The sequence below is a fragment of the Amphibacillus jilinensis Y1 genome (assembly GCF_000306965.1).
GTDB lineage: Bacteria > Bacillota > Bacilli > Bacillales > Amphibacillaceae > Amphibacillus_C > Amphibacillus_C jilinensis.
This window is the reverse complement of record NZ_JH976434.1, coordinates 525,424-543,986: the sequence shown is the minus strand read 5'-3', so window position 1 is coordinate 543,986 and position 18,563 is coordinate 525,424. Positions and strand designations below refer to the sequence as shown.

The following is an 18,563-nucleotide window of genomic DNA, read 5'->3' as shown; positions in this document are numbered from 1 at the left end:
ATTTGCTGTATCATTTATTTAATATTGTAAGCGTATCCATTTCCTGCTTCGCCATCTTGACCACATCAAGGTTGCCCTCATCCATTCATCTGTCAACATGGCAAGCCAAATGCCAGGTAGTCCCAAGTTTAATATGATGCCGAAGAAGTAAGCGAGTGGAAGACAAACGCCCCACATAATGAGCATACCTACTACAACAGGAAAGCGAGCATCTCCAGAAGCCCTAAGGGCACTAATAATCACAAGGTTTGATGTTCGTCCGGGCTCTAGAATAAGCGTAATAACAAGAATCGTTCCTCCTAGTGTAATAATAGCTGGATCATCAGAAAAAAATCCGAATAAGTGCTGGCCGAAGATCGCCAGTATACTTCCAATCGATAACGAGACAGCCATTGCGTAACGCAAACCGGTGAACATATGATGATAAGCTTCTTTTTGTTTGCCAGCACCAACAAGCTGACCAACAAAAATCTGCATGCTCTTTGAAATCGACATTGAAAAGATCGTCATAAATCCCATGAAATTTTGGGCATATACTCGAGTTGCAAGTGCCGTTGCACCTAAGGATGTGACAAAGATTGTGATGATAATTTGACTAATGTTATAAGAAAGTTGTTCTCCTGCGGCCGGTACGCCAATATGAAGAATCTTGCTAAGATAACTTTTTTCTAATGTGAAGAATGCTTTAAACCGTAGTTTAATAGGCATGCGCTTAACCAGTATGAAAAATAAACCAATCATTGCTAATAGACGCATTGAAGCTGTTGCAATTGCTACCCCTGTTACCCCAAGTTGAGGAACGCCAAACGCCCCAAAGATAAACAAATAATTGCCGAAGATATTTAATAAATTCATAATTAAGACGACAAACATGACATCCTTTGTGTGCCCCATTGCTTGTAAAGCAGCAGAGATGGTTAAAATGATGGCTTGAGCAAATAAAGCTGCACCGACTATCATCATATAGGTTTCGGCAAATTCAAAAAGTTGTGGTTCAAGTGAAAACAAATTTAAAAATTGCTTGCGAAAGCTAACGATCGTTAAACTCAGTAGGATTCCGAAGCTTAAGTTAACGGTTATTGCGTGAGCGATTGTTTTTCTTACATCTTTAGGTTGGTTGGCGCCAACGAATTGGGCAACAACGACTCCAGATCCCATCGCCGTAAAATTAAATAAGACAAAAGTAAACATCATCACTTGGTTGACGACACCGATCGCAGCTACCGCTTGATCAGATATGTAGCTTAGCATAAATACATCGGAAAATTGCATAATCGCCTGTAAAAAAATCTCAATGAATATTGGCCAAGTAATGAGTAAAAGCTGTTTTTTAGCTGATTGTGTTTCTAAATTTGTTAAGCGCTCCATCACGATTCTCCAGTTTTGTTTTAATATTGTAAACGCTATTATACCATGTTTATTTGATCTTTTATTTTTTTGATAAGGAAAAGATAAATTTCTAATAAAAGAAGTAAACATTTTAAAGTATCAAAAATAATAAGGACTCATCTATTTAAAAAAATCATAAGAAAATATCTGCATTTCTTATGTTTAACCATCGAAGAGGCGTGGTAATATTTTTATGAAAGTTAAATAAAATCAATACAGGAGGTGTCAATGATGGGAAATCTATTTCCTCGTAAACGTGATGTTTTTGATTGGTTGCCAAGTTTTTTTGATCGTCATCACGATCAGTCGTTATTTGATTTTGATATGCCAAAAGTCGATGTCAAAGACAAGCAAGATCACTACGAAATTGACGCAGAACTTCCTGGGTTTGACAAGGATAATATTGTTGTCGAGTACAAAGACAACTACCTAACGATTGAAGGTCGCCAAGAACAACGTGTAGAATCAGAGCAAGATGACTTTGTTCGTCGTGAACGTTCCTATGGTTCATTCAAGCGTCAATTTTATGTTGGTGACATCGATGAATCACAGATTAAAGGTCAATTTAAAAATGGTTTACTAACATTAACTGTACCAAAGTCACCGCATATCAATGACGATAACGGCGCCTATCGAATTGACCTTGACAATTAGATGACCATTATCTGTTCCCCACCTAAGTTAGGGTGGGGTTTTGTAACAATACAGTGAGCATTTTCGTTCTTCACCCACTGATTATTAGTTGAGTGAATTACGACATGTGTCCCCGTTATCCCCCACCTATATAAATTTACCTCTGTTCTCTATGTTGAGGTCAGTGTTTTACGGACGGTTATCTGTGCTAAATGATGGCATAAATCCATATATTTAGGGAATAGGAACAACATGACATGATATAAAGGAGGATTAAGAGTGAAGAAGATCATCAACCAACCGGATCAAGTGGTTGATCAAATGTTGAAAGGATTTGTTTATGCTAATGGAGAGCGTGTCAAGCGTGTCCCGAATACAACGGTTATTGTTCAAAAGCATAAAGAAAAGAACAAAGTTGCTTTAGTCAGTGGCGGTGGTAGTGGCCATGAGCCCGCACATACAGGATTTGTTGGAAAAGGGATGCTCACAGCTGCTGTGGCTGGAGAAGTGTTTACTTCACCTTCACCGGATCAAGTACTAGAAGGCATTAAAGCAGCAGATAACGGTGCTGGTGTATTGTTAATCATTAAAAATTACACGGGAGATGTCATGAATTTTGAAATGGCAAAAGAATTAGCTGAAGCAGAAGGAATTGTGGTTGAACAGTTAATCGTTGATGATGACATTGCTGTTGAAGATAGCACTCATACAGCCGGTAAACGTGGGGTGGCTGGAACAGTGATTGTTCATAAAATACTTGGAGCAGCTGCAGATTTGGGGATGTCCCTAACTGATATAAAAGCATTAGGAGATAGGTTAGTGAAACAAATGAAGTCGATTGGCGTGGCTATGACAGCTGCCACTGTACCAGAAGTAGGAAAACCAGGTTTTTCTCTAGCTGATGATGAGATGGAATATGGTGTTGGGATTCATAGTGAACCTGGTTATCATCGAACGAAGGTTAAGAGCTCGGCATCTATAGCGGAGGAACTAGTCAGTAAATTAAAACAAGCCTTTGATTTTCAAAACGGTGAAACATATGGCTTGCTCGTTAATGGTCTAGGTGCGACACCGTTAATGGAACAATACATTTTCCTTCATGATGTAGAGAAGCAGTTAGCAAACGAAGACGTAGACGTTGCTTTTAAAAAAGTCGGCGCCTTAATGACATCACTTGATATGAATGGGGTGTCACTAACCCTCGTTAAATTGGAACAGGATTGGTTGAAACTTTGGCAACACCCTGTTGATGTGACAGATTGGTAAGGAGGAATGCAGATGTTAACGGTAAATAATACAAAAGCATGGTTGGAACGCTTTGCTGATAAGATTAAGACAAATAAAGCTTATTTAAGTGAGTTAGATAGTGTGATCGGGGATGGTGATCATGGCAACAACATGGCACGAGGCGTAAAAGCAATGAAAGAAAAGCTTGCTGAAGGTGATTACGTTGAGCCAGAAGAGGTATTAAAAGATGCTTCGATGGCTTTGTTATCTAAAATTGGCGGTGCTTCAGGCCCCCTTTATGGCAGTGCTTTCTTAGGGATGTCTAAGCAAGCAGATCAAGATTCAGCAGATATTCATGCTATTGTAAAGGCTGGACTTGATGGGATTACAAAGCGAGGAAAGGCCGAGGTTGGCGAGAAGACAATGGTTGACGTTTGGTCTCCAATCGTTGAACACCTAGAGAAAGGGACTGTCACCATTGAAGCTGTTCAAGACAGCGTTGAAGCGACCAAAGATTTAAAAGCATCAAAGGGTCGGGCCTCTTATCTTGGTGAGCGGTCACTTGGTGAATTGGACCCGGGTGCCGTATCAAGTGGCTATTTGTTTGAAGCGATGATTGAAGGAGAGATTATTGATGAGTGAGATCGGGATTATTTTATCATCACATGTCTTTAAACTAGCTGAAGGTGTCTATCAATTGTTGCAAGAAACAGCACCTGATCTGTCAATTACGTATGCTGGTGGTACAGATGACGGTGAGATCGGATCAAGTTTTGATAAAATAACGACAGCGATTAAAGATAATGAAGCTGACCATTGCTTTGCCTTTTATGATTTAGGAAGTGCGAAAATGACAATGGAGATGGCCATAGAAATGACAGATAAGACCGTGGAGATAATGGACGTTGCCTTTATCGAAGGTGCCTATACGGCTGCATCGTTACTGTCAGGCGGAACCAACTATGACCGTGTGGTAGAACAATTAAAACCGTTGACGGTTAAATAATAGATGGTGAAGAAGGAAGAGGCCGAATGAAATCATTTGGTCTCTTACTGTGTTGTCTCATATGTATTAGGTGTAGTCTGCTATTTATATTGGGGAATTGGTTATCAATGCATGATGATAGATGATCAACTATCTTGATAGAGGAAGATATGCATAGAGTAACAAGATCGGGTTCCTTTTAAAAGGATTAGCCCCTTTTTTATTTTAATCGATATAAATCCATTTCATATTACATATATTCACGAAAAACAAGAATGATAGGGGTGGTTATATTCATGTTTAGCATTAGTGCGGCCATTATGAAATCCACCCAATGAAAAAATAAAATGCAGAAAATTTTGGTTTAGAGTTTTACCAAAAAGCATGCTATGATAAGAATTAGTACCGCATTTGATTAACGGTGTTGGTTAGGGGGGGAATAGGATGACTGCTTTAACAAAAGTATTAATTGTTGATGACGAACTATTAATTAGACAAGGTATCATCCATTATATTAATTGGGGAGAAGAAGGTTTTGAGCTTATTGGAGAAGCGTCGAATGGCAAAGAAGCCCTAACGATGATTGCAGAAAATAAACCTGATGTTATTATTACGGATATGGTTATGCCTGTTATGAGTGGAACTGAATTTATTGCAAAAGTGAAAGCGCTTCACCCTGAAATCGGAATTATTGTCTTGAGCAGTTATGGTGATTATGATTATGTAAGAAATACATTCCAGAGTGGTGTTACGGATTATATTTTAAAGCCTAAATTAGACAGTGCCAGTTTACTTGCCGCTTTAGAACGGGTGGTTGGCGAGAATTCAAGACAAAGGTCGCGATCAAGTCACGATGTGATTGGTCAAAAGCAATTACTAAAAACACCTTTGAAAAAATTATTAGCAGGCTATGAATTATCCGCACAAGATAAGCGATCACTTGATTTCTTTAATCAAGACCAATTTGCTTTTGTGGAGATTCATTATCCCGCCTCAATTGACATTGATAGTGTAATAGAAGCTGTTATTGAACCTCTTGATCTGATCAATGCTGTTATTTTGACGAAAACAAATACAAATTGTCAATTATTAGTTAATCTGTCAAGTAAGACTTTTTCTGACTTCCTTACTTTATTAAAAAAGGATGATGTAAGTCAACAGCAAGAAAAATGGTTGATATCTGGGGTGTTTAATCAGTTGGATCAGTTGAAAACGATCAATCAGCAGCAGATGGCCATGCTTCGACGTTATCGGTTTTATTTAAAAGACCAAACGCTTTTTTATTATGATCATTTACCAAAGCCTATTAGCTCAGAGGAACCCTTTGATTTAGATTATTTTACTGAGCTAATAAAACATAAAAAATTCGAATCAGCATTTTATAAGTTGGATCGATACATTGATGCATTACAATCCTTTTATACGTATGATCCCGACCAGATTAAAAGTTTCTTAGGTAATATTATTTTTAATACGACGGTGCTACTAAGCATGCTGGATTATAATATGGATCAGTTGGAAAAAGACAAATATCATTACTTTAATACCATTAATAACGCGACATATTTTGATGAAGCGATTGACTCGTTTACCCAGTACATTGCTGCTGTAAAGACAATGATTTCAGCGAAGGAAAAAACGTCGCAAACAGGGCGTATTGATCAGCTATTAACCTATATAGATGAACATTATTCTGAATCATTAAGTCTAACATCACTTGCTGATCATTTTCATTTTAATCCGTCCTATTTATCGAGTTATTTTAGACAACATCATAATGTGGGGTTTAGTGATTATTTAACGAAAGTGCGGGTCGATCGTGCAAAGGAATTGTTGGCGAATCAAGAACTTTCAATTGCAGAGGTTGGTGCAATGGTGGGGTATACAGACCATAGTTATTTCTGCAAAGTGTTTAAGAAAAATACCAATAAATCACCAAGTCGTTATCGGAAAGATGCATTAAAATGAGACGGATGATTGCAAAAGGAAAGGATATAATGATAAAAAACGGCTTATTTATTAAACTGTTTAGTGTCACCTTAATTAGTATTATTCTCGTCTCAACGTTGATTACGTTAAGTACGATTCGCGTCTCAACCAATTTGTTTTTAGAAACATTTAGTATTACAAACTCTAAAATTATTCAACAAATTACTTCACAATTTAATCATTTTAGTGCAACGGTTGCTACAACCGTGAATCAAATTGAAAATAATGGCGTCATTAAACGGGTTTTAAATGAAGAGGAGGACGATTCTGTTACCTTAGCGGGATCGTATTATCAAGTCAATCAAGAGCTTGAGCGAATTTATACCAACCTACAAACGTTCGATGCGAACCTAGTGGTATCGGGTAGAAACCAGCATTTGTATAATATGAATTATATTTATTGGCCAGTTTCAAAGTCTTATATTGAATCATTAAGTCTAACAGAAAAGGCACATGCCCCTCATGCATTAACATATCATGCAATGGAAACGGATGTTATTGAAAATGATCGGGTCATTGTTGCTGCCAAAGCACTTACCGAGCGGTTATCTGATTATATTTATGGGACGGTTTATATTTCGATTAGGGAATCACAGCTAAGAGAGTTTTATCAAGGCTATACGAGCGAAGGAAATGACGTGATCCTCATTGATCAAACAGGTCAAATTGTTTCAAGTAGTCAGACTCGTTTAGTAGGGACAGAAGATCCTGGTTTGTTAGATATAGCAGAGTCGACGTATTTGTCGGACCAAGAGCATACTGAAGTGGAATGGAGGACGCGCGATTATTTACTACTTACTGAATATTTACCGGGATTTGATATGTATTTGGTCAATCTAATTGACCGTCAACTGGTTGTCCGTAGTTTAATAAATACGGGAGAGATTTTATTGATTAGTGTCATTATTATTTTATTCGCACTTGGTATGGTTTGGTTTGTCACAAGACGAATAACAAAATCATTGACACGGTTAGTTAAGCAAATATCAAAAATAGCTAAGTATAATTTTAGTGAGCGTGTCGCTGAAGAAGGTGGCTACGAATCAAAACAGATTGCTAAAGCATTCAATCATACATTAGATGAGCTTGAGACTTATGTTGCCATTGTTATTGAATCACAGAAAAGGCAAAGAAATGCTGAGCTGGAATCATTACAGCATCAAATTAATCCACATTTCCTCTACAATACGCTGACAACGGTTAAGTTTATGGTGATGCAAGGTGATCCAGAACATGCGATGTCGACGATTCATGCGTTAATTACCTTGTTGCAAAGCACTTTGGGAGAAGTGAGTGAAACAATAACGGTTGAGCAAGAACTAGAGAATACGAAGAACTATGCTACGATTAATCAAGCGCGCTATGGTGAACGGATTAAAGTTAATTATTTTATTGGACCCGATTGTTTATCATTACAGTTACCAAAGCTTGTGCTCCAACCTTTTATAGAAAATGCTTTCTTTCATGCTTTTAATAAGAAAAAAGATGGGTTTATTCAAATTCTTATCCGCAGACATGGAAAGTTTTTATATGGTGAAGTGGTGGACGATGGTGATGGAATGGTGATTAATAAAGATAAGTTCCCTACTAAATATAAGAAAAAAAGTCAATTGTTTAGTGGAATTGGGATGCGAAATGTTCATGAACGGATTCAGCTGTTGTATGGCGATCAGTATGGTGTTGAAGTGTCGAGCGAATTAACAAAAGGCACGAAGGTAACAATTAAGTTACCAGTTATTGAAAAAAGTAAATAAATCTAAAGATAGTTCAAATTCTAAAGAAAGTCCAATTCTATTAAGTGGTAAGGGAGGTTTCTACTAAAAAAAAGACTATTTGTTTTCTAAAGATCGTACTAACGATCTTTTTTTCTTGGCGTTATACTTTATTTATAGCGTAAGTAAACGCTTACAATAAAAGGAGGGTTAACGATGAAGAAAGTCGTATTCATGATGTTGACAATCATAGTGATGGTTGCATTGGTAGCTTGTGGGGATAGAGATGAGGAATCGGTTGATGATCAGGAAGCTAGCGATGAGACGGAAGGTGCCACAAACGATGAAGGTGAGGCCATTACTGCTTGGGCGTGGGATCCGAATTTTAATATTCGTGCTTTAGAATTAGCTGATCAAGCTTATGATGGTGAGGTTGATTTAGAATTAGAAATTATAGAAAATGCTCAAGATGATATTGTTCAACGCTTAAATACAAGTTTAAGTTCTGGTACGACCCAAGGCATGCCAAATATTGTCCTAATAGAAGATTATCGTGCACAAAGCTTTTTACAAGCTTATCCAGATGCATTTTATCCATTAACTGACTATATTGATGTCGATGCATTTGCTGACTATAAAATTGAAACAACAAGCTTAGATGGTGAGCAGTATGGTTTACCGTTTGATACAGGTGTAGCCGGTTTGTATATTCGAACCGATTATTTAGAAGAAGCAGGTTATAGTGTTGATGATGTTCAAGACATTACATGGGCTGAATATATTCAAATCGGTGTAGATATTAAAGAAGCGACCGGAAATAATATGCTCACCCAAGACCCAAGTGATTTAGGTTTAATTCGGATGATGATTCAATCAGCAGGTTCGTGGTATTTTGAAGAAGATGGCTCAACACCAAATTTAGCTAATAACCCAGCATTGGAAGCATCGGTGCAGGCTTATCGTGAATTAATGGAAGCCAATATTGTTAGCATGGTATCAGATTGGAGTCAATTTGTTGGCGCGTTCAATGATGGTGATGTGGCAAGTGTGCCAACAGGCAACTGGATTACACCGAGTATAACAGCAGAAGAAACACAATCCGGTAATTGGGCAGTTGTACCGTTTCCTAAGCTAGAAGTAGATGGGGCAACAAATGTAACAAACTTAGGTGGAAGCTCCTGGTATGTACTCAATTCAGATGGTAAGGAAGCTGCTGCGACATTCTTAGCTAACACATTTGGATCAAATGAAATGTTCTATCAAGACTTAATTAATGAAATTGGTGCAATTGGAACTTATTTACCTGGTATGCAAGGAGAGGCTTTTGAAGAAGGGCATGAATTCTTTGATGGTCAATCGATTGTTGCTGATTTCTCTGAATGGACGGAAGCGATTCCAGCTGTCAATTACGGCATGCACACTTATGCAATTGATGATATTTTAGCAGTTGAATTACAAAACTATTTAAATGATAAAGAGCTAACAGACGTGTTGGAAGATGCACAATCTCAAGCAGAGACACAATTAAGATAACGTATCACGGATAACCGTCTGTAAAAGTCCCGTCTTAAATCAGAGCGCAGAGGCGGGAGCTAACGGACGCTAATGTCCTGATTCACAAAACAAACCAAGCAGAGGGAGAAGCACAAAGACGCTCGCTGATTGAAGAGTAGCTTTATTAAACCACAAGCACAATGAAAACAAGTTTGGTTGTGACTTGTGGTTTAATCTTTATAAATGGGGGTGCAAGCAGGTGAATAAGTTGTTAAAAAAGAACAATATTGGTTGGTTATTTGTACTTATCTCTATTGTTGGTATTTCATTGTTTTATTTCTATCCAATGATTGATGCCTTCTTACTATCGTTTCAATCAGGGATGGGAGCTAATTTAGAGTATACAGGATTAAATAATTGGATGCGTCTCTTTGATGATCCAACGTTTATCAGTGCATTAACAAATACGTTTACTTACTTAATCGTACAAGTGCCTGTTATGATTATTCTCGCTTTAGTATTTTCTGTCATGTTAAATGATCCAACGCTAAAGTTCCGTGGTTTTTTCAGAACCGCCATTTTTTTACCCGCGGTTACATCCTTGGTAGCGTATTCCGTTATTTTTAAATATATGTTTAGCGGTAATGGTATCGTTAATCAGTTTTTAATCAATCTATCTATTGTTTCAGAACCGATTAATTTCTTAACGGACTCCTTTTGGGCAAGAATTGTTATTATATTGGCGATCACCTGGCGATGGACGGGGTATAATATGATTTTCTATTTATCTGCTTTACAAAATATCGATCATTCCATTTATGAAGCGGCACGTATCGATGGTGCTTCAACCTTTCAACAGTTTACTAAAATTACAGTACCGATGTTAAAACCGATTATTTTGTTTACTACCATTACATCAACAATAGGAACACTCCAATTGTTTGATGAAGTGGTTAATATAACAGGTGGTGGACCGGGTAATGCAACGATTACGATTTCACAGTATATTTATAATTTGTCGTTTGAATATACACCGAACTTTGGTTACGCAGCGACTGTGTCTTACGTTATCGTCATTCTCGTTGTGATACTGTCTGCAATCCAATTTAAAGTGGCAGGTGATAAAGAATGAAAAAGTTTAAACGCATGTTGGTCTATACGTTTTTGTCGATTGCTACGATCATTTCAATTTATCCATTCTTTTGGATGGTGGTAAGTAGCACGAATGCATCTGTTGATGTCACGAGAGGCAGACAGTTGCCAGGCACGCATTTAATTGAAAATTTAACAAACCTATTTGACCAAGTTAATATTGTCACTGCCTTAACGAATTCAGCTATTATTGCTGTATTATCAACTTTTTTGACTTTACTGATTGCCTCATTAGCAGGTTACGGATTTGAGATGTATCGGAGTCGTGGCAAAGACATTGCTTTTAATGTTTTATTACTATCCATGATGATACCGTTTGCTGCTATTATGGTGCCGCTGTATCGTTTGTTTGGTCGGATCTCTCATACAGCACCACTTATCGGTTTAGATACTTTAGCTGCCGCGTTCTTACCAACCATTACAACTGCCTTTTTTATCTTTTTCTTTAGACAAAACACGAAAATGTTCCCTAAAGATTTGATCGAGGCGGGGCGAATTGATGGATTAACGGAACTTGGGATTTTCTTTCGGATTTATATGCCAACAATGAAGACGACGTATGCGGCTGCAGCTATTATTGCATTTATGAATAGCTGGAACAACTTTTTATGGCCACTTGTTGTCTTACAATCACCAGATAAGCAAACGATTCCACTATTAATCTCTAATTTAGGTTCAAGTTATTCACCGGATTATGGCATGATCATGTCGGCTATTACCATTGCAACTCTACCAACAGCACTTGTTTTCTTCTTTATGCAGAAACATTTTGTTGCAGGAATGATGGGATCTGTTAAAGGTTAAACAATAGAATTTTTGATAAGGGGGACGTTTTTTTGCCAATCTATTTTCATGAAGATCAGAAAGTCTTTCATTTGCAGTCAAATAAAGTAAGTTATATTTTTAACGTGCTAGAAAATAATCAGTTAGGTCATTTATACTTTGGCAAACGTTTAATTGATAGAGATGATTTTAACCAACTTTTTTATGTCGAAGAGACACCGAATACGTGCTTCGTGACGGGTAAAAGCAACCATTTTTCACTTGATTTGATCAAGCAAGAGTACCCGTCTTATGGAACGACTGATTTTAGGGAGCCTGCCCATCAGATTACTCAAGAGAACGGGAGTCGTATCACCGATTTTAAATATATCGATCATATTATCTTTAAGGGGAAAAGAAAGTTGGCAGGTCTTCCGGCAACTTATGTGGAAGATAATCATGAAGCGACAACGGTTGAGGTGCGCCTGTTTGATCAAGAGATGGGTACAGAATTGACATTGAGTTATACCCTATTTGAAGAAACAGCTGTGATTGCGCGTTCAGCTCATTATCACAATAAAGGTGATCAGACGTTGCAATTAAACCGTGTCATGAGCGCGAGTTTCGATTTAAATGATCACCAATTTGATCTGCATCAATTGTCGGGTTCATGGGCTAGAGAAAGGCATATGAAGAAAAGAAGGTTAACTGCCGGCATCCAAAGTGTTGCAAGTACGAGAGGTACAAGTAGCGCCCAACATAATCCGTTTATTGCCTTAAGTCGACCTGATGCAACGGAACATCATGGCGAGGTGTTTGGGTTAAACCTGGTGTATAGTGGGAACTTTCTTGCTCAAGTTGAAGTTGATCATTACGATAAGGCTCGCGTCATGATCGGGATTCATCCGTTTGATTTTAATTGGCAACTTAAACCCGGTGAACAGTTTCAAACACCGGAAGTCGTCATGATCTATTCGGCGCAAGGCTTTAATGGCATGAGTCAAGCGTATCATCGTCTTTATCGCAACCGATTAGCTAGAGGACAGTGGCGGGATCGCCTTCGACCGGTATTGATTAATAACTGGGAGGGGACGTATTTTGATTTTACAGAAGCAAAGATTATTGAAATGGCTAAAGCAGCCAAACAGTGTGGTGTTGAATTATTTGTCCTTGATGATGGGTGGTTTGGTAAACGTGATGATGATACAACCTCACTAGGCGATTGGTTTGTCAATAGGCGCAAGTTGCCCCAAGGGATTAGTGGGTTAGCCCAATCAATCCATGATTTAGGGATGAAGTTTGGTCTTTGGTTTGAACCGGAGATGGTGTCACCAATTAGTGATTTGTATCAAGCACATCCAGATTGGGTTATTCAGGTGCCGAATCGCGTCAAGTCACATGGTCGTCACCAATACGTGCTTGATTTTTCTAGGGATGATGTCGTTGATTATTTGTACCAAGTGATGGCTGATGTTTTGAGTGGGGCATCCATTGATTATGTCAAATGGGATATGAACCGGTATATGACTGAGATTGGCTCCTTTCAATTACCGGTTGATCAGCAACAAGAGTTGCCACACCGATATATTCTAGGCGTCTACCGTTTATACGATCGGTTAATCGAGACATTCCCTAATGTATTATTTGAGTCGTGTGCAAGTGGAGGGGCGCGGTTTGATCCAGGGATGCTCTATTATGCACCACAAGCATGGACCAGTGATAACACGGATGCAGTCGAACGCCTCTTTATTCAACACGGGACATCAATGGTTTATCCGCTTTCGATGATGGGAGCCCACGTTTCTGCTGTACCCAATCATCAAACAGGCCGGATAACAAGTTTAGAGGTGCGAGCAGCGGTCGCTTATTTTGGCATGTTGGGTTATGAATTAGATATAACGACATTATCAGACCAAGAAAAACAACAAATTGCGAATCAGATTCATTTTTATAAAGCAAACCAGGCCTTCATTCAAACTGGACAATTCAGTCGCCTAATCAGTCCGTTTGTTGATGGCGGTAATCAAGTAAGTTGGCAAATTTTATCGGAGGATAAGTCACAATTATTGGTGGGTTACTATCAAATATTGTCTCGTCCGAATCCGGTGTTAAGACGGGTGCAATTGGTCGACTTGGACCCTGAATCCTGTTACCAGTTAGCTGGAACAGACCAACACGTTTACGGCGATCAATTAATGGAAGTGGGAATTGAAATTGATCGCTACACTAATCGATCAGGTACTCATGATTTTCAAGCACATTTATTTAAATTGAATCGAATATAAGGAGAGATAAGAATGACAATGCACTTAAAAAAATATAAATATACCCCTCCTAAAAATGGATATCCGGAATGGAATAACAATCCTGAAATCTTTGCCCTGAATCGTAGCCGAGCACATGCCACGTTGATGCCTTACCCAACCATTGATATGGCAATAGCAATGCAGCCAGAACAATCCCCTTACTACCACTCATTGAATGGTCAATGGGCATTTCACTGGGTTAGCGAGCCGTCACAAAGAAATGAAGACTTTCATCGCGTTGATTACTCAGTAAGGGATTGGGATCAGATCAAGGTTCCGAGTCATTGGCAATTACAAGATTATGATTATCCGCAGTATACCAATACCACCTATCCATGGGTAGAAAAAGAAGACATTACTGCACCGTTTGCGCCAACAAATTATAATCCGGTCGGTCAATATGTTAAGCATTTTGAGTTGACCGAGGATTGGATCGAGAAACCTGTTTACCTCCACTTTGCTGGTGTTGAATCGGCATTTTACGTTTGGTTAAATGGTGATTTTGTCGGTTATAGCGAAGATAGTTTCACCCCAGCTGAGTTTGACTTAACGCCTTATTTAGTGGAAGGTACGAATAAATTAGCGGTTGAAGTTTACCGTTGGAGTGATGCCAGTTGGCTTGAGGATCAAGATTTTTGGCGATTGAGTGGGATTTTTAGGGATGTTTACTTATATCAAACCCCTCATGTCCATATCGCGGATTTCTTTGCTAAGCCGATATTAGATTCAAGTTATAAAGATGGTGAATTAACGGTAGACATTAGTATTCATGATTATTTTAAACAAGGCATGACCGTCACCGTAAAAGCAATGCTTTATGATGTAAATCAGCAACCGATTTTAGATGAACCGATGTCATCAATCATTTCTACAAATGATCGTCAGACGACACAAGTGGTTTTGAATACTACAGTAGATCAGCCGTTACAATGGAGTGCTGAGACCCCTCATTTATATACGCTTGTTTTAAGTTTAGAAGACCAGAACAATCGGTTGATCGAAGCGGAAAGTTGTCAAGTTGGCTTTCGGCGCTTTGAATTAAAAGATGGTTTAATGCAAATTAACGGACAGCGCATCGTATTTAAAGGAACCAATCGACATGAATTTGCATCTGACAAAGGGCGAGCTGTTACGCGTGGAGATATGATCAAAGACATTCAGTTGATGAAACAATTTAATATTAACGCCGTTCGAACGTCACATTACCCGAACGATCCATTTTGGTATGAGCTGTGTGATCAATATGGTCTTTATGTGATTGATGAGGTTAATCTTGAAACCCATGGTACTTGGGAGTATGGGCAAACAGCACTTAATGATACCGTGCCGGGAAGTAAACCTGAATGGACGGAAAATGTACTTGATCGTTGTCGTTCAATGTTTGAACGGGACAAAAATCATCCATCGATTGTGATCTGGTCATTAGGCAATGAATCGTTTGGTGGTGATAACTTTTTGAAAATGCATGACTTTTTTGCTGAGCGCGATCCTTCACGACTTGTCCATTATGAAGGCATTTTTCATTATCGGCAGTCTGAACGCGCATCAGATATTGAGAGTACGATGTACATTTACCCAGCTGGTATCGAGAAATACGCCAAACAAGCAACAAATCAAACCAAACCATATATTTTATGTGAATATAGCCATGCGATGGGAAATTCGTTGGGGAATTTCTATAAATATACTGAGCTGTTTGATCAATATCCGATTTTACAAGGAGGATTTATTTGGGATTGGAAGGATCAAGCCTTACTAACACATACGCCATCTGGTACGCCTTATCTTGCTTATGGTGGTGATTTTGGTGAGTCTCCACATGATGGTAACTTTGCTGGTAACGGTTTAGTGTTTGCTGATGGATCGATATCACCAAAACTTTATGAGGTCAAGCGTTGTTATCAAAACGTTGAATTTAAAGTGGTCGACTTAAAAACAGGTCAACTAGAAGTCGCTAATAAATTTTTATTTACGAACTTAGCAACCTATCAACTTCACTGGACTTTAAGTCGTGAAGGAGGGCGCGTTGATTCAGGGCAACAAGCGATTGACCTTGACCCTGGCAAGAAAAAATCGATTCAGCTCGATTACCGTTTTCCTTCGGATGCGAAAGTAGAGCATGTATTAACCGTCCAATTGGTAGAAAAACAAGACAAAAAATGGTGTCGCCCAGGTCATGAAATAGCTTTTGATCAATTTATATTACCGGTTGCTGATCCAGCACTTGAGCGAGAAGAACATACAGCTGGCCAACTTGATGTCGATCGTCATGAGCATGAGTTAGTGATCAAAGGAAGCCAGTTCTCTGTTGCTTTCAATACAAATACGGGGTTACTCTCATCATATGAGGCTAATAACCAGTCATTGCTTAAAACCCCGTTGACGCCTAATTTCTGGCGTGCCATGACTGATAATGATCGAGGCAATCAACTTGATCAACGTAGTAAGACATGGAATGTAGCCAGTAGAGACAGAACGCTTAAGCAACTTACTTATCAAAAATTTACTGATCATGTTAAAGTATCGAGTCAATTTATCTTGCCAACAACATCCGATTCGTATCTTTATATTGACTATCTTATTAATGGAGACGGTGAGGTAAAGGTAGACTATCTCCTTGAACCCGGTGTTGCTTTACCTGAAATTCCTGAAATCGGATTAATGTTCACGATGTCCAATGCGTTTAATCAGATGAGTTGGTATGGTAAAGGCCCACACGAATCGTATTGGGATAAGCAAAAAGGTGCCAAAATAGGCTATTATCAAGGGCTCGTTGCTGATCAATATGTTCCTTATTTAAAACCACAAGAATGCGGGAATAAAATAGGTGTACGCTATGGTAACTTGCGCAATGAAGAAGGCAACGGGATCGTTTTGAAAGGAACGCCTACGTTTGAACTTAATGTTTTACCTTATACACCAGATCAATTAGAAAAAGCTGATCATAGTTATCAACTACCTGAAACCGATCATACAGTTGTTCGTGTTAATTTAGCCCAAATGGGTGTTGGGGGAGACGATAGTTGGGGCCAACGCACACATGAAGATTTCACCTTATTTGCTAATCGAGCTTACCGTTACAGTTTTTATTTAAAACCCTTACATGTAACCATATAAAACGAAGCTCCAATCAGCTGTGGATGTTATTCTCCAACTGCTTGATCGTTGAGTGAATCCGCACATTAACGTTTGTAGCTTCCCGCTAAACTAGACGATCTCTATAATTTTAGAGGCGGGTATTATATGGACGGTTATCCAGGATGATAAAAGGGCAATTACTTCACTTCTCGAGTAATTGTCCTTTTTCATACGTGTGAAAGAACAAAGAAGTGGTTTGAAGACGATGATTTAGCAGGTGAGATAGGTGTAGGCTCCTGTGGGAGTAGCTCAAGCCACGCCAGGGGGAAGTGAACATAGTTTATAAAAAACGAAAATTAGATTTACACCATGTAGATCATGAAGACAGCGGAATGGCGTCTCAGCATAAGAAATGTCTTATGCTAGTCGTGTCACATCTTCTTTGCTAAATTTCGTGCGGTTGGGCTTACACATTCAGTATAAATCGCCACTCTAAGTGGAGATAAGCAAGGGTTGAGACTTCTGCGGGAATAGGATGAGCTGAAGATCCACTTGAGGCGTGATCTTTGCGACTCAAGTTAGCTGAAGCCATCCCCGCGAAAAGCGAATTCCTTGCTTTCGGAACGACATAACGTGCTAAACGTATGACTAGGTGGCATGCGGGTATATCCATGCAGAACTAAAGTCAACAAGCCTATTGAATACCACATCTATTGAACACGATCAAGGTTGAATGACTATTTCAGTGTGCATGAAGAACAAAAGATATGATTTTAGCCGTGAGCAATTTGAAAAAATATAATAAGAAAACGATTTCAGTTTTTGATTGACATTTTTCTAATGAAAAGATAAAATAGAATTGGAACCGGTACCAATTATTTTTAACAGGTTAGAAGGGAGGCGCTTTAATGGATTTCGATTTAAAATACGATTACACATCGATGCCTAAATCGAAAGCGTTATCAAATGGAATGAAAGTCATTAAGGGAGACATGAAAAATATCAGAGCGCGGATTGAACGAGAAGATATTGTCTATCAAAGAAAAAGCGGGAAAAATTTAAAGATTCGATTGATTTATCCTGATTATTTTCAAGAGCAACGCAAATATCCCCTTGTTTTTCATGTTCAGGGGTCGGCTTGGCTTGAACAACATTTAGATGGCCATCTTCTTGATTTAAAAGATTTGGTTACAAGTGGTTATATCCTTGCCATTGTTGAATATTTACCGTTGCCCCTTGGGAAATTTCCTAGTCAGGTTGAAGACGCAAAAATGGCGATGCGATATTTGCAAGCACATGCAGAAGAATTAATGATTGATATGGATAATGTTTTTCTTTCAGGGGATTCAAGTGGAGGTCATACCGCTCTACTTTCCTGGGCAACATGGAATCAAGCATTACTAGATGCCTCTAATCATCCATTGCCATCGATTAAAGGCTGTATTGATTTATATGGTGTTGTTGATTTAGTAACTATTGCTGATGCGGCGTCTGCAATTGATCACACCTTATCTACGAGTCCGGAGGCACAATTGATTGGGGGAAAGATCCCAAGTCAACATAAGGATGATGCGGCTAAGGCATCGGTCAGTTATTATTTACATGAAGATGTGCAAAATAGCCCGTTGCTCATTATCCACGGAAATAAGGATACGGTTGTGCCATTTGAACAAAGCGTCCAGCTCCATGAAGCTTGTAAAAAAGCAAATAAAACAGTAGAGTTCTTTTGTGTTGATAACGCTGATCATGGAGGAAGTGTTTTTTATTGTGATGAAGTACTCCAAGTCATTATTAGTTTTTTGAAAAAGTATACAAATCGATAAGAGAAAAATGAAA

The 18,563-nt window shown here is 38.6% G+C and carries 13 protein-coding genes; 12 read left to right on the top strand and 1 reads right to left on the bottom strand.

Annotated features, from left to right (window positions below; translation table 11 throughout):
* Positions 1-18: 18 nt before the first annotated feature.
* Positions 19-1,368, bottom strand: a complete 1,350-nt coding sequence (locus B494_RS0103135) for an MATE family efflux transporter (protein WP_017470910.1) — start codon at positions 1,366-1,368, stop codon at positions 19-21.
* Positions 1,369-1,620: 252 nt separating this feature from the next.
* On the opposite strand from B494_RS0103135, the gene B494_RS0103130 reads away from it, so the two are divergent.
* The 12 genes from B494_RS0103130 (at position 1,621) to B494_RS0103075 (ending at position 18,550) form a co-directional block, all read left to right on the top strand.
* The gene (locus B494_RS0103130) at positions 1,621-2,043 is read left to right on the top strand and encodes an Hsp20/alpha crystallin family protein (RefSeq protein ID WP_017470909.1); all 423 of its coding nucleotides are present in this window, start codon (positions 1,621-1,623) and stop codon (positions 2,041-2,043) included.
* 258 nt (positions 2,044-2,301) lie between these two features.
* On the top strand, positions 2,302-3,288 hold the full coding sequence (dhaK, locus tag B494_RS0103125; RefSeq protein ID WP_017470908.1) for a dihydroxyacetone kinase subunit DhaK: 987 nt from the start codon (positions 2,302-2,304) through the stop codon (positions 3,286-3,288).
* A 12-nt stretch (positions 3,289-3,300) separates the two neighbouring features.
* The gene (dhaL, locus tag B494_RS0103120) at positions 3,301-3,891 is read left to right on the top strand and encodes a dihydroxyacetone kinase subunit DhaL (RefSeq protein WP_017470907.1); all 591 of its coding nucleotides are present in this window, start codon (positions 3,301-3,303) and stop codon (positions 3,889-3,891) included.
* Complete coding sequence (gene dhaM, locus B494_RS0103115; protein ID WP_017470906.1) at positions 3,884-4,255, top strand: dihydroxyacetone kinase phosphoryl donor subunit DhaM; 372 nt, start codon at positions 3,884-3,886, stop codon at positions 4,253-4,255. The genes dhaL and dhaM overlap by 8 nt, the downstream gene beginning before the upstream one ends.
* 423 nt (positions 4,256-4,678) lie before the next feature.
* The gene (locus B494_RS0103110; RefSeq protein WP_017470905.1) at positions 4,679-6,202 is read left to right on the top strand and encodes a response regulator transcription factor; all 1,524 of its coding nucleotides are present in this window, start codon (positions 4,679-4,681) and stop codon (positions 6,200-6,202) included.
* Positions 6,199-7,977, top strand: a complete 1,779-nt coding sequence (locus B494_RS0103105) for a cache domain-containing sensor histidine kinase (protein ID WP_017470904.1) — start codon at positions 6,199-6,201, stop codon at positions 7,975-7,977. The genes B494_RS0103110 and B494_RS0103105 overlap by 4 nt, the downstream gene beginning before the upstream one ends.
* Before the next feature lie 174 nt (positions 7,978-8,151).
* On the top strand, positions 8,152-9,468 hold the full coding sequence (locus B494_RS0103100; protein WP_017470903.1) for an ABC transporter substrate-binding protein: 1,317 nt from the start codon (positions 8,152-8,154) through the stop codon (positions 9,466-9,468).
* Positions 9,469-9,688: 220 nt separating this feature from the next.
* The gene (locus B494_RS0103095; protein WP_017470902.1) at positions 9,689-10,561 is read left to right on the top strand and encodes a carbohydrate ABC transporter permease; all 873 of its coding nucleotides are present in this window, start codon (positions 9,689-9,691) and stop codon (positions 10,559-10,561) included.
* Positions 10,558-11,385, top strand: coding sequence for a carbohydrate ABC transporter permease (locus tag B494_RS0103090; protein WP_017470901.1), 828 nt, complete (start codon positions 10,558-10,560; stop codon positions 11,383-11,385). Before B494_RS0103095 ends, B494_RS0103090 begins: the two co-directional genes overlap by 4 nt.
* A 32-nt stretch (positions 11,386-11,417) precedes the next feature.
* Positions 11,418-13,628, top strand: a complete 2,211-nt coding sequence (locus tag B494_RS0103085; protein ID WP_017470900.1) for an alpha-galactosidase — start codon at positions 11,418-11,420, stop codon at positions 13,626-13,628.
* Positions 13,629-13,640: 12 nt separating this feature from the next.
* Complete coding sequence (lacZ, locus tag B494_RS0103080; protein WP_017470899.1) at positions 13,641-16,766, top strand: beta-galactosidase, LacZ type; 3,126 nt, start codon at positions 13,641-13,643, stop codon at positions 16,764-16,766.
* Positions 16,767-17,635: 869 nt separating this feature from the next.
* Entirely contained in the window at positions 17,636-18,550 is a 915-nt protein-coding gene (locus B494_RS0103075) for an alpha/beta hydrolase (protein WP_017470898.1), read from the top strand.
* Positions 18,551-18,563 lie beyond the last annotated feature (13 nt).

Excerpts from the sequence above, each read along its gene's own strand:
- B494_RS0103100 (WP_017470903.1), top strand. The coding sequence starts at position 8,152 with ATGAAGAAAGTCGTATTCATGATGTTGACAATCATAGTGATGGTTGCA.
- B494_RS0103135 (WP_017470910.1), bottom strand. The coding sequence starts at position 1,368 with ATGGAGCGCTTAACAAATTTAGAAACACAATCAGCTAAAAAACAGCTT.
- dhaM (WP_017470906.1), top strand. The coding sequence starts at position 3,884 with ATGAGTGAGATCGGGATTATTTTATCATCACATGTCTTTAAACTAGCT.
- B494_RS0103075 (WP_017470898.1), top strand. The coding sequence starts at position 17,636 with ATGGATTTCGATTTAAAATACGATTACACATCGATGCCTAAATCGAAA.
- dhaL (WP_017470907.1), top strand. The coding sequence starts at position 3,301 with ATGTTAACGGTAAATAATACAAAAGCATGGTTGGAACGCTTTGCTGAT.
- B494_RS0103110 (WP_017470905.1), top strand. The coding sequence starts at position 4,679 with ATGACTGCTTTAACAAAAGTATTAATTGTTGATGACGAACTATTAATT.
- B494_RS0103105 (WP_017470904.1), top strand. The coding sequence starts at position 6,199 with ATGAGACGGATGATTGCAAAAGGAAAGGATATAATGATAAAAAACGGC.
- B494_RS0103090 (WP_017470901.1), top strand. The coding sequence starts at position 10,558 with ATGAAAAAGTTTAAACGCATGTTGGTCTATACGTTTTTGTCGATTGCT.
- lacZ (WP_017470899.1), top strand. The coding sequence starts at position 13,641 with ATGACAATGCACTTAAAAAAATATAAATATACCCCTCCTAAAAATGGA.
- B494_RS0103130 (WP_017470909.1), top strand. The coding sequence starts at position 1,621 with ATGGGAAATCTATTTCCTCGTAAACGTGATGTTTTTGATTGGTTGCCA.